The 13,030-nt window shown below is 56.5% G+C and carries 10 protein-coding genes; 2 read left to right on the top strand and 8 right to left on the bottom strand.

What is annotated here, in order from left to right; all coding sequences use genetic code 11:
* Positions 1–9: 9 nt before the first annotated feature.
* The 5 genes from ACFOTD_RS06145 to ACFOTD_RS06125 form a co-directional block, all read right to left on the bottom strand.
* Complete coding sequence (locus tag ACFOTD_RS06145) at positions 10–882, bottom strand: carbohydrate ABC transporter permease (protein WP_378116766.1); 873 nt, start codon at positions 880–882, stop codon at positions 10–12.
* 2 nt (positions 883–884) lie between these two features.
* Positions 885–1,862, bottom strand: a complete 978-nt coding sequence (locus ACFOTD_RS06140; RefSeq protein WP_378116764.1) for a carbohydrate ABC transporter permease — start codon at positions 1,860–1,862, stop codon at positions 885–887.
* A gap of 8 nt (positions 1,863–1,870) precedes the next feature.
* Positions 1,871–4,801, bottom strand: coding sequence for an extracellular solute-binding protein (locus tag ACFOTD_RS06135; protein WP_378116762.1), 2,931 nt, complete (start codon positions 4,799–4,801; stop codon positions 1,871–1,873).
* Complete coding sequence (locus tag ACFOTD_RS06130; RefSeq protein ID WP_378116760.1) at positions 4,795–5,910, bottom strand: ABC transporter ATP-binding protein; 1,116 nt, start codon at positions 5,908–5,910, stop codon at positions 4,795–4,797. The genes ACFOTD_RS06135 and ACFOTD_RS06130 overlap by 7 nt, the downstream gene beginning before the upstream one ends.
* A gap of 84 nt (positions 5,911–5,994) precedes the next feature.
* Positions 5,995–7,383, bottom strand: coding sequence for an ABC transporter substrate-binding protein (locus ACFOTD_RS06125; RefSeq protein ID WP_378116758.1), 1,389 nt, complete (start codon positions 7,381–7,383; stop codon positions 5,995–5,997).
* Between the two features lie 317 nt (positions 7,384–7,700).
* Here ACFOTD_RS06125 and ACFOTD_RS06120 point away from each other — a divergent pair, with 317 nt between their 5' ends.
* Both ACFOTD_RS06120 and ACFOTD_RS06115 read left to right on the top strand, forming a co-directional pair.
* On the top strand, positions 7,701–8,810 hold the full coding sequence (locus ACFOTD_RS06120) for a GntR family transcriptional regulator (RefSeq protein WP_378116756.1): 1,110 nt from the start codon (positions 7,701–7,703) through the stop codon (positions 8,808–8,810).
* Positions 8,811–8,988: 178 nt separating this feature from the next.
* A complete protein-coding gene (locus tag ACFOTD_RS06115; RefSeq protein WP_378116754.1) occupies positions 8,989–10,419 on the top strand; it encodes a hypothetical protein in 1,431 nt (476 codons plus the stop codon).
* A 224-nt stretch (positions 10,420–10,643) separates the two neighbouring features.
* On the opposite strand, the gene ACFOTD_RS06110 is transcribed toward ACFOTD_RS06115, so the two are convergent.
* The 3 genes from ACFOTD_RS06110 to ACFOTD_RS06100 all read right to left on the bottom strand — a co-directional run bounded on the left by ACFOTD_RS06110 (position 10,644) and on the right by ACFOTD_RS06100 (position 12,891).
* On the bottom strand, positions 10,644–11,633 hold the full coding sequence (locus ACFOTD_RS06110; RefSeq protein ID WP_378117064.1) for a sensor domain-containing diguanylate cyclase: 990 nt from the start codon (positions 11,631–11,633) through the stop codon (positions 10,644–10,646).
* 27 nt (positions 11,634–11,660) lie between these two features.
* A complete protein-coding gene (locus tag ACFOTD_RS06105) occupies positions 11,661–12,467 on the bottom strand; it encodes an alpha/beta fold hydrolase (RefSeq protein WP_378116752.1) in 807 nt (268 codons plus the stop codon).
* Between the two features lie 205 nt (positions 12,468–12,672).
* Positions 12,673–12,891 (bottom strand): hypothetical protein, encoded by a 219-nt coding sequence (locus tag ACFOTD_RS06100; RefSeq protein ID WP_378116750.1) that lies wholly within the window; start codon positions 12,889–12,891, stop codon positions 12,673–12,675.
* Positions 12,892–13,030: the final 139 nt, after the last annotated feature.

The following is a 13,030-nucleotide window of genomic DNA, read 5'->3' as shown; positions in this document are numbered from 1 at the left end:
TCCCCCCAATCACTTGATGCCCGAGTGAGCCATCGTCATCAGCACCTGGCGCTGAAACAATAGAAAGATCAATAAGTTAGGCAAAAACAGCATCAGACCGGCTGCCGCCGCGACGCCTTGCCCGACAACGCTGTTCCCCAGTCCTCCGGTCAGCGTCGCCACGTAGTACGGCAGTGTCTTGAGCGACTCGACCTGCGTGTAATAGTTGGACGTCTCCGTCTGGGACCACGACATTTGAAACGCAAGAATGGCGACCGTCGCCACGGCGGGCATACAGACCGGCAGGACGATACGGTAAAAAATTTTCCACTCCCGGGCGCCGTCGATCTTAGCCGCTTCTAGGAGCGCGTTGGGAACCTGATCGATGAACTGGCGCATCAGGAATACCCCGACGGGCATCGCGACGAGCGGCCAGATATGAGCGGCATACGTATTCATGATCCCAAGCTCGGAGACGAGAATGAAACGAGGGATCACGACCGCCTCCGGGGCGAACATCAGCGATACGATAATGAGGCCGAAGAAAGCGCGCATGCCCGGGAACCGGTGCTTCGAAAACGCATAGGCTGCCATCGCGCTTATCAGCACGGCGACCAGCACGGTGACGCCGGTCGTGAACACGCTGTTGAAAAAGTAGCGCGAGAACGGAATGGACATCTTCTGCGCGTTCAGGAACAGCTGCCGGAAGTTGAACATCGTCGGATGCTCGGCCAAAAAGCGCGGCGGATAAATAAACAGCTCGTTGATCGGCTTGAACGCATGGTTGACGATGAACACGAGCGGCAGCAGCATGAACAGCGCGAGCAGGGTCAACCCGATGAAGGCGACGATCAGAAAGGGGTCCGGCTTCGGCAATCTGAGCAGCTTCCATACACGTTGCACGGCTATTCGTCCCCCTTGCTGCCGAATATTCGCATCGAAAATTTGGATGCTCCGTACATCACCGCCAGCAGAATGACGCTCAGCGCGGCCGCATATCCGATCTCGTAACGAATGAAAGCAAAGTCGTCGATATGGTTGATGATCAGATGGCCGGAATATTGCGGCGTGATCTTCTGTCCCGTCGACTGCGCCAGCATCGCGCCGATCATGCCGGCCTTCAGCGTGCCCACGACGGCCATGATCGCTCCGAACAGCATCTGCGGCTTGATCGCCGGAATGATGATATAGAAGATTTCCTGCAGTCGGTTTGAGATGCCGTCGATGGCTCCCGCCTCCAGCATCTCTTCGTTGACCGTCTGCAGGCCGGCCAGCATGGCGAGAAAGCCGACCCCCATGCTGGACCACAGCGAGATGACGATCATCACGTTCATGAACCACCTCGGATCCTTGAGCCACAGCTGCGGCGTGTCGATGATGCCGAACGACAGCAGCAGATTGTTCAGGTAGCCTACGCGGTCTCCGCTGAACAGCACGACCCATACGACCACCATCGCGACGCCTCCTGCGAGTGAAGGCGCGTAGATGGCTAGCGTAAAGTAATCCCTGATTTTCTTCGGCAGCTGGTTGATGAGCCAGGCGAGGAAAAAGGACAGCGCGTAGCCGCCGGGGCCGACGATGATCGCGAACTTGAACGTATTGGGAATCGCATATTGAAGGAAGATCCAGTCCTGCGACACGATCGCCAGATAGTTGTCCCAGCCGCTGAAGCGCGGTGCGGACACCGCGTTAAAGGTGAAGAAGGACAGGACGATCGCAGCCACGACGGGAATCACGATAAAAATGATGAAGCTGATCATAAAGGGAGCGATGAACAGGTACGAAACGCGATGCTTCCACAGGGAAGCGAGCCATCCCGGCCAACGGCTTGGCGCGATGTCCGCCCCCGGCGTCCGCGAACCTTCGGCAGTTTTTAATCTCATGTTCGCCGTTACTCCTCCTGATGTTCGTTTAGCGGCAGCACATCCAGCGTGCGGACGATGCGGGCCTCCTGGTTGCGCAGCCCAAATTCGATCTGCTTGCGCACCATCTCGCGGTTGATCTCGTCGACGGCCTTTCTGAGCGCCTCGCGGGCGTTTTTCCTGCTGCCGACGACATCGATCCAGGCGAAGTCCATCTGCCTGCCTGTGAAGTAGCCGCCGGGGAGTTGAGGAATCTCCTGATACCAGCCCAGTTGCTCCAGCATGACCGGCAGCTGATCCTTCGGCCAGGGCAGCTGTCTGAACGCTTGCTGGTTCGCCGTGTTCCAGCGGTATTCGGGTCCGTACATCGCTTCAATCTCATTGCCGAAACGCGTCTGCGTCTGTGCCGATACCCACCACTGCAGGAACGACCAAGCGTTCTCCTGCTTCTGCGAGGCCTTGAAGATAACGCCCGCGAACAGCGCGCCGCCGGACCATCTCGCAATCTTGCCGTCGCTCTGTACGGTGCCCGGAATCGTCGCGACCTTCCACTTTCCCGCCAGTTCCGGCGCTCCGAACTGGATCTGCAGATACGTGTTGTAGTCGACCACGCCGATCGGGATGTCTCCCATGCGGAAGTGGGTATAGAAACTGGGCACTTCCTTGGGGAGCTGGTACAGATTGAACATGTCCGTCCACTGCTGGAAGCCCTTGAACGCTGCTTCCGTGCCGAGCGCGGACTGCATGCCGTCGTCGGTATAGTAGCTGCCCCCATTCTGCAGAATGAATGGAGAGTAGTCGCTCGGCGGCAAGTAGAAGTCGTAGCCGTTCTGCTGGAGAGACGGCAGTACCTTGACCAGATCGTCCCAGGTCCGCGGAGGCTCGATTCCGAGGGAATCCAGAATATCCGTCCGGTAGACCAGGAGGTTGAACGACTGCGTCTCCGGCAGGCCGTAATCGTCTTGATCGTAGTGGAGCGCCCGCAGCGCGCCCGGGAGGAACTGCGACGCCGTCTCTGCGTAGCCCGGGAATTCATTCAGCTTGGTCAGCGCGCCTCGGGTCGCCAGATCGACGGGCAGCGTCTGATCTACGCCTAACGCTACGTCGGGCTGAATGCCGGCAATATTGCCGAGCACGAACAACTGCGGATCGGGCACGATATTGACGTTGACCGCGATGCCCGTCTTGGCGGTGAAGTCCTCGTCCGCCAGCTGCTGAATCAGGTTGACATAATCCCGGCTGCGATTCACCCACACGTCGATGGCCTTCGGATTGTTGCGGCGGAAATCGTAATCGACGGTGAAGCTCGTGAAGAAACCCTTCAGGCTGTGGCCGATACTGTCCAAAAAGCCGGGGGCGGCCTTCGGCAGCTTCGCGTCGGGCTCGGCGACCCAGAAGTAATCCAGCAGCAGCGGCTGATCCAGCATCCGGTAGGCCCAGAACCCCAGGTTTTGCCTCAGATTGGTGAAGTCGGCCAGGCTGCCCGGAATGTCTCGCGGATTGTTTTTCATACGGATGAAGTCGCGTACGGCCAGTCGGATTGCGCTCTCCATCTCGGAGCTGCCCGTCGTCAGCGACCGCATCTCGTCGGCCAGATCGTTCAACTGTTCGATGATGTTCGACAGCTGGTCGCCCAGATCCGGTATGTACTTTTCCAGCTGCCAGTCGCGGTCGACGTCGGCGTTGGCGCCGGATCGCTCAAAGTTGCCCGTGACCTTGCGGATCTTCTGCTCGAGCGTCCCTGCCAGGTCGATCCCGGCGAGCAGGCGGTCGTAGGCGCCTTTGACCGGAGCTGCGGTAACGGTCATGCGCAGCCGATGCGCGCCCTTGGTCAAGTAGATGTCATAGGGCGCATCCTGTTCGTCGGACAGTGTCATTCCGCTCCAGCTCCACTTGGCGTTGTAGGGGAATGCCGCTTGGCGCAGCTCGGCGAACGGGGAGGTGCCGTCGATCTCGATCGTCCGGTGAGCGTACGAATTGTTGATATAGGCCTGCAAAAACTTGAAGCCGATATGATAGACGCCGTCATGGGGAACTTCGAAGTCCCATTCGATCCACTCGCCGCTGCTTCGGAACTGCTCGCCGCCGATCGTGTTGTACCGGATTGAGCTGTCGGTCGGCGGCGAGATCAGCGAGGCGTCGATCGACTGCAGCGTGAGCGAGGTGTTCGACTTGGCGGCCGTATGCTCCGCTTCATATATGGAGATCCAGTCGCCTTCCGTCGTGTCCGCCGGCATCGCGGCCTTGTAGGCCTGGTAGTCCGGCGTTTGGATCGGAGCGGCGATATAGAGAGACTTCAGCGTTATCGGTTCGCGGTCCGACAGAAGACGAATCGTATGCTTGCCTGCCGTGAGCCGCCACAGCAGCGGCTCCGTATCCGCCGAGTAGTCGGTTAGCAACGCGTCTTGCCAACCCTTCCGCTCCACCGAGCGGGGACGGATGTCGTTGTCGAACTCATCGCGCAGCGGCGGATAGGCTTCATCCGCGAACTGCCGCTTCAATACGATCCGTTCAGCCTCCGTGTACGGAGAGGCGCCGTCGATCTCCAGCTTGCGCACGATATCCAGCCCGCTGTCGTTGCCGGACTCATAGACCAGTCCGATATTATAAAGCCCATCCTGCGCGACATTGATTTCCCATTCCGCCCATTCTTCCGTCTCGCTCTCCGACCAGATCAGCTGGTCGCCCGAAACCTGAAACGCCGCTTCGTTCGAGACGCTCGCATAGTCAACGGCCTGCACCTCCACCCGGTCCAGATCGCTCCGCGTCTCGTTCGTCGGCTGCATGCCGAGCCACTCCGCATAGCTGGTAATGCCATCGTCGATGATGGCGGGGCGGGCTTCCGTCTCTTTATTCACCGTCTCGGCGATCGCGGCGCCGGAGGCGGTCCCGACCAGCGCCATGATCAGCAGCGCGGCTGCGGGCAATATCCGTCTCTTCAGCTTCCCGAGGTCTACCATATGGCCGCCTCCGTGTCAGGATCGAAAAAGTGTACGCGCTCCATATCCGGCGCCACCGTCACCGCCTGGCCCTCCTCGTAGGCCATTCGGGGATCGACGCGCACGACCAGTCGATGCTCCTTGTTGTGCAGATACAGGTAGACGTCCGAGCCCATATGCTCCTTGATGGTCACTGCGGCATCGAGCCGCGCGGATCGATGCCGCTCCTGCTCCAGATCCTCCGGCCGGTACAGGATATCTTCGGCGCGCACGCCCATGACGATCTTCTTGCCCGCATACTTCGCCGCCAGCGCGCCGCTTCGGCTGCCGGGGATGCGCAAAGAATAGCGCCGCGTCTCGAAGAGGCAGCCTTCCCGGTCCGCCCTAATGGTGCCGGAGACGAAGTTCATGGGCGGCGATCCGATGAAGCCCGCCACGAACATGTTGGCCGGCTTGTCATAGATCTCCTGGGGAGATGCGGCTTGCTGAATCAGGCCGCCCTTCATCACCACGATTCGCGTGCCCATGGTCATCGCTTCGACCTGATCGTGAGTTACATAGATCATCGTCGTTTTAAGCCGCCTATATAGCTTGCCGATTTCTTCCCGCATCTGCACGCGCAGCTTCGCGTCCAGATTGGAGAGAGGCTCGTCCATCAGGAAAACCTCGGGTTCGCGCACGATGGCACGCCCAAGCGCAACGCGCTGCCGCTGACCGCCCGACATCTGGCCAGGGAGCTTGTTCAGGAGCGCTTCGATCTCCAGAATTTTGGCTGCGCGAACGACGCGCTCCTGGATTTCTGCTTTGGGCATTCGGCGGAGACGCAAGCCGAACGCGATATTTTCGTATACGTTCATGTGCGGATACAGCGCATAGTTCTGGAACACCATGGAGATATTGCGGTCCTTCGACGATACGTAATTCACCAAGCGGTCGCCGATATAAATCTCGCCGTCGCTGATGTCCTCCAGCCCGGCCAGCATCCGCAGCAGCGTAGACTTTCCGCAGCCGGACGGCCCGACCAGTACGAGAAACTCCCCGTCCGCGACTTCCAAATGAAAGTCGTTTACGGACAGGCGGTGTTCCCCGGGGTATTGTTTGCTGACATGCTGAAACAAGACTCTGGCCATATGTGATCCCCCCATCGATGCAGGCCCGGCTGACCGAAAGCCCCGGGAAAAGGACGCCGGGGCTTCAGGACGAACGAGCTGGTTCTACTTGCTCAATTCTTCGTTAACCTTTTGCATAGCCGCAGGGAAATAGTCGAATGCAGATGTTTCTTCCGTATATCCTTTGTCCCCGGCCCAGGCATTGATCGCCTCGCTCACTTTTTCCCCGCCCTTCATCGTAATGGCAGGATCGATCTCGCCGATTTTCGACGCCGTGATCAATGCTTCTTTATTGATGTTTGCGTATACTGGCAACTGGTTGAAGTAGTCCGTTAGCTCTTGGTTCGGCGTGTTGAGCAGCGTACCGCCGGCATCCATGACGAGCTTTTGTCCTTCGACCGTCGCCGTCCAGAACTTCATGAATTCCCAGGCCATTTCCTTGTGCTTCGACGCTTTGGTCATCATCATCGGGTTGATGAAGGACATGCCGACTTGTTTGGCGGTACCCTTCGGCATCGGAGCGATATCCCAATCGAATTTCAGCTGGTCCTTGTAGGTCGGGATCAGCGGCGATACGTGCAGCATGAACAGGGACTGGCCGTTCATCCAGGTGTCGCCCTCTACGCCCGCCTCGGCGGCGCGCTTCGTATTCAGCATGATGCCGTCCTTGGTGACCCAGTCCAGCATCCACTGCAGATCGTCCAGCACGTCTTGATTCGAGCCGTCCGCCAGATTTTTCGTGAAATCTTCGTTCATCATCCGGTTTTTGGGCGCGTGTCCGTTCGCGTTCGGCAGCACGGTCGCCCCGTATTGGAACCATAGCGCGGAGTTCGCGATGCCGTAGTTCTTCTCCGCGGGATTGGTCGCCGTTTTGGCCATCTCCTTCAAATCCTCCCACGTCCAATCGTTGGCGGGAGCCTCAAGGCCGTACTTTTTCAGCAAGTCCTTGTTGTAATAAACGAGGAAAGTGTCGTTGCCGCGAGATAGCGCATACTGCTCGCCGTCTACCTGGAAGGGCTCGAGGATGCCGGGGTTAAATTCATAGGCCTGAAAATCTTTGTCCTGCGCGATGTAAGGAGAAAGATCTTCCGCAATGCCTTGCGCCACATAATCATAGAACGTCGCGCCCCAGAAGACGTCGATCGGATTGTCTCCGGCGATGGATTCCGTCACCGCCTGCATCATATTGTCGTTGACAAAATTCCACTCGACCGTCACCCAAGGATACTTTTTCTCGAATTCTCTGGCGATTTTGGTGAATGCTTCGTTTTCGGCCGGCACCCAGGCCGCGAAGCGGAGCGTGACCGGCGTCTGATCCAGCTCTTTGGTCGCTTCGGGAGACGCGGACGCAGCGTCGCTCGCGCTCGGTTGCGTCGAAGCGGTCGGCGATGAGGACGAATTGCCGTTGTTGTTGCTGCAAGCCGCAACTGCAGATGCGACCATCATGACGAGCGCCATCCGAAAAATGGGTTTGAAGCCTACGATTTTTCTCATGCGGTAACCCCCTAATGTTATTTGGAGCTGGCTTTGCTCTTAACAAATCGCGGCAAGCTTGAGATTACGCTCAGATGTGCCCCCCTAAACCAACAAGATAATATTTATTAAGTATACAAAGCGTATGATACAACACTGTAAGCGGTTTATCAATAATTAAATAAAGAAATTGCTTATCAATGTATACATAAATAAAATTTAGATCATTACACTTGGAGCGGTTTTAGTTGGTTATTGCTAGATGTGAAGCGGTTCTTTTATTCTTGCACAGCTCAAAACGGTAAAGTATACTAATGTTCAAATGGAGTGATCGTGAAATGAAGAAACAAGAAAAAAAACCGCTTTATCAACAAATCGCACAAGATTTGAAAGCCAAAATCTTGCAGGGGGACATGAAGCCCGACGAGCCCGTACCCACACAAATCGAGCTGTCGAGGTTCTATAACATCAGCGAGATTACCTCGCGAAGAGCTTTATCCGAGCTTGTGCAGGAAGATTTGATTTATCGTGTCCGAGGCAAGGGGACCTTCGTAAAGAGACGGGCCTTTCAAGACGAGGCTGACGATCGAGCTGGCGCGGTTCGGCGAATTTACTGCATCTATTACAACGTTGAGCTGTCCTTTTTTATGCACAAATTTTACAGCGATCTGTTGATCGGCTTGCAGGCGGAGTGCGAGCAGAACGGGATCTCGTTTTATACGCACAAGCTCGATCACGACCTGGAGTTGCCGAAAGACGAGCAAGCCGGATTTGTGCTGATTACGCCGGCGGAGATCCCGATGGACAAGCTGCGCAGTTGGAGAGAAGAGAACCGCAGGCTCGTCACCGTGCATTTTTACTACCCGCATTTGAATATTCCATACGTCATTATGGACAATTTGACTGGCGGTTATCTGGCCACGGAGCATTTGTTGTCGCTTGGCCATAAGCGGATCGGCATTATTCTGACCGCATACGCGCAGAACCATCTAAATCAGGAGTTCTCGCTGCGTCTGGAAGGATACCGGCTGGCGCTCTCCCAGCATGGCATCCTTTTCGATCCGGACCTGGTGTGCATTGTAGAAGGGAAGGAAGAGCTGGAAGAGATGGGGGCGCAGGGATTCCATCAGCTCATGGATCTGGAGCAGCAGCCTACCGCGATTTTCGCGACCAGCGACTACAAAGCGCACGGCGCGATCCGCGCTGCCGGCGCCCGCGGCCTAGCGATTCCGGGAGACATCAGCATCGTCGGTTACGACGACATTCTGATCAGCAGATTTTCGAACCCCGGCCTGACGACGGTCAACCAGAATACCGAGCTGCTGGGCAAACGGGCGACCAAGCTGCTGCTGTCCGAATGGCGGGAGGACGGCTCAGGCAATATTAAGGACGAGATCGTGCCCAAGCTCGTCGTCAGACACAGCACCGCCCCGCTGATCGCACCCTGATTAATAAGCTTGTTCAACCTCGGCAGCGCCGCAGTCACGTCCGGAATTCGGATGAGGCCGCGGTGTTTTTTTGGATTCAATTTATACAGTTGCAAAATATACATTGACTTTTCTGACTATTTATATTTAGATTTCTATGTATACTTAACTTATTATTTTATACATTGGAGGAGTATCGATGAAAAGAAAGATTCTAAGTATCGCTGCAGCATTCATTTCCATTCAGTTCGCGGCAAGCATTTCACATCCAGTCGACCCCGTAGCGGAGGCGTCCAGCTCAGTCGCTTCATCCCGTATCTTCCAAATGAGCCATGCCAACGGCACAATCAAGTTCGATCCCAATTACGGGGGAGCAATTGTAAGCGCATCCAACAAGGGTCACGAGATGGTAGACAGCACGGATTACGGGCGGCTGTGGCAGATGGCTATCGGCATCGGCAACGATCCTACTCAAGCCAGCTCTAACGGCGTGCAGAAAAACCGAATTAAAGTTTACGGAGATACCGCCAGTTCCATCTATCAGTATTACGGAGAAGAATTGCAGGCGACCTCCACGCGATACCATGTCGCCCTGCATGCGCCGCTCTGGATCGCGCAGATCGCTCAGGAAAGCATACCGGAGCTCAGCGTTGCCGGCAATCTGACGAATCCTGCCTTTAATGTATTTCGAGCGACGGGTTCGACGACCGCATGGCCGAATATGACCAACAATCCGTCAAGCATAACCAAGTACCAGTTTTACGACGGCAAGGTCGCCGTGAAGGCGGAGGGCAAGGTGACTGCCGCGAATACCGCGGACAACTGGTTCGGCATCCAGTTCAGACAGACCGCGTCCGGCGACGGCATCAACCAGTCCGGTTACCTGGCCCTTCTCCGATATGACGGTACGCTCGACTTGTTGAAAGCATCCTCGTCCGGACCGCAGTTGCTGGGACGGGTGAACACGGGGCTTGCCGTTCTGAATCAGACCTATCAGATCGAAGTACGCACCGCCGGCTCGAATCTGCAAGTCTGGCTTGACGACGTCAAAAAAATCGATGTAACCGATGCCGGCTACAACGGCAACTACGCGGCCATTGTGAACTTCAACAACAATGTGGACTGGCGCAATCTCGGCTTCTACGATATGGGCATTCAATTCGACAGCGATACGGTATACGATCCGGTTACCAATCTGTTCTCGATGACGACGAAGGTCAACAACTTCTCGAGTGCCGTCCGACCGATCGACGGCGACTTTGTACAGATGCCTATCTTCTTCATGAACCGCCCTGGCGATCCGACGCTGAACAAGCTTTATTACCGCACGTCATCTACAGGGAGCTGGACGAACTATGCGGGGCCAGACCGTCATTGGAAAATGGACCCTTCTCAGGCCAACTACGCTTATGAGTTCCTGATCGGCAACGACCAGAATCCAGGGTATTCCCTCGTGTTCCGCAGCCTGTCCACGGGTGCGCACGATCAATACCGTCTTGTCGATAATGCCGAGGTGTACGCCATGATTATCGAAAACGATGTCAATGGCGGCGGCACTCCGCCATATGTGGCTACCTTGGGTACGACCAACCCGGCACGAAGCATCACGACTTCGTTCTATTTGTTCTAGACAGCGCGTAATAAGCCAATCGTGCCGGACGGCGGATAGCTGCGGACAGATTTCTATGGTGGTTTTGCGATAAAATCTGGAGATATCGACGCTTAATAACAACGGTTGAACCAGGAGGCGCACATGTCCAAGACGATCGTCGAAAAGCTGAACCTGTAAAAATACAAAAAAAGCCGTTGTCCTGCGCGAACCGGAAGCCGGCGCTCGCGCCAACTTCGGCGATTCTACTCCGCCCGAGCGCCCGCCTCCGCGTGCGTGACGCGATTGCGCCCGCCGCTCTTGGAGGCGTAAAGCGCTTGGTCGGCCCGGTTGACCAGGGTCTCGTCGGTATCGCCCGGAGAGATCGTCGCTGCGCCGACGCTAATTGTGATACGAAGTCCTTCCCAGGAGGCGGCCTCTACGCCGGCGCGGTATCGCTCGGAGGCATCGATGACGCTTGCGCGGTCAGCGCCGGGCATGAGCACGACGAATTCTTCTCCGCCGTAGCGGGCCGCGATGTCGGCCGGGCCGGATTCCGAGCGGAGGAGCGCGGCCAGGCTCGCGAGCACCAGATCGCCGACCGGGTGTCCGTAGGTATCGTTGATCTTCTTAAAGTGGTCGATGTCCAGGATCAGCAGCGAAAAGGGCTGCCCGCTCTGCGTGTAGGCTTCCTGCAGCGCCGCCAGGCTTTCCTTGAAAAAGCGGCGGTTGCGGAGGCCGGTGAGCGGGTCCGTGGTTGCGAGGGCCTCCAGCTGCGCGTTAAGGCGCAGCAGCTCCTGCTGCTTGGTCTCGTATTCGGCATGCAGCAGCTCCAGCCGCACGTTCGCTTCTTGCTTAGCCTGATAGAGCGCTTCAAGCTGCGTTTTCGTCCGCATAATGTCTTTCTCGTGCTCGATGCGCTTGTTCATCTCCAGCGCGACGCAGTCGATGAAGAGCTCGCCGCCGCGCTCCTGCCGCACGCCGTTCATCAGTACGGGAATATCCCGTCCGTCCTTGGTCCGCAAGGCGAGATACATCTCTTTGACAAGCCCATACAGCTGTATGTAAGGATAAAAATAAGTATGGAAAAAAAGTCTGTTGGCGACCGACAGGACCGACTCGACGTGCCGATCCGCCAACTCCCGGCTCTCGTATCCGAGCATATCGAGCAGCGTCTGATTGGCCGACCGTAGGAGCAAGCCTTCGGCGGTAATCGAAAAGTAGCCGCAAGGGGCGTGATTAAGTTGCGCGTCCAGTTCCATTAAACTGCCTTTCTCCGGGGCCTATGCATGGGCTAAGTACTGCCGGATGAGGGATGTCGTTTCTTCCGGGTGACTGAGGTGAGGGTAGTGTCCTTTGGCTTTCATCATCCGCAGCGTGCTGTTCTTGAGGTGGGCATGCAGATAGTTGCCGACCTCGATCGGCGCGATGCTGTCCTCGGCGCATTGCAGGATCAGGGCTGGGACGGGCGCGCGCTCGAGCGCGCGGCGGCAGTCCGACAGGAACGTGACCTCCGCGAATTGCCTGGCGATATGCGGGTCCTTGGAGCAGAAGCTTCGCTCGAGCTCTTCGGTCAATTCCCCGCGATCGGGGTTCTGCATCGCGATCGGCGCCATATAGCTGGCCCAGCCGATGAAGTTCATCTCCATCATGCCCAGCAAATCCTGAATCTCGTTCGCATCGAACCCGCCAAAATAATCGGGCGCATCGTTCACGTAGCGGGGGGAAGCGCCGATCATCACGATTCGTTCGAATCGGCTCCCGTCGCGGATCGACGCGAGCAGACCGATCATGCTGCTGACCGAATGGCCGACGAATATCGTATCCCGAAGCTCGAGCGTATCCAAAATCTCGTTGACGTCCTGGGCGTAGCCGCTCAAGTCGTTGTACTTGCCGGCGTCGTAGTATTGAATCTGCGATCGTCCGGAGCCGACGTGATCGAACAGGACGATGCGGTAATCCGCCTCGAAGCCGGGCACGATATAGCGCCACATGTCCTGGTCGCAGCCGAAGCCGTGCGCGAACACGATCGTCCGGTCCCCGTTGCCCAGCACCTTCACGTTGTTTCTTGCGAGAATATCGATCGTCATCGGCGTACCCTCTCCAAGGCAATAAAAATAAGACAAAATTCGATTTGATTCGATAAAATTTAATTTATGCCTATTATAGCCGATCGAAGGCACGGACGCGACGATTGTTCGTGTATTTAAGCTGTTCGCAGCACAAATAGGGCCGTAAGGGCTACCTTTCGGCAACCCCTCGACCCGTAGGCATTCATAGCTTCCAACAAGTGCGTCAGAAAAGCTTTTTGAACGAGCCTATCAATTCTCCCGCTTTTTCCGTGGTCAGCTTGGCCCGGACGCCCGCGATCATCGCGTTCACCTGGTCGTCCGGCAGATTGACGCCGGTCACGGTCTCGATCGCGGCAGCGGGATTTTTCTTGAATTTCTCCGAAAAGTCCTTGTCGCTCTTGACCCTGGAGACGATCTCTTCGACTTTATGCTTCATATTCATATCGTAGCCTCCTTGCGGACGCGTCAGTTCCGCCCGTTATCCTTTATCTAAACCGAATGGCAAGCCGGCGAAGCATCTTAAGGAAACAATCTATAGAAAGAATTTAGCCAAATCCGTAGTTAATTTTGCCTATTTTAGT

Source organism: Cohnella sp. GCM10012308 (assembly GCF_042649185.1).
In the GTDB taxonomy this organism is placed as follows: Bacteria; Bacillota; Bacilli; order Paenibacillales; family Paenibacillaceae; genus Cohnella.
This window is presented reverse-complemented; position numbering and strand designations above follow the sequence as displayed.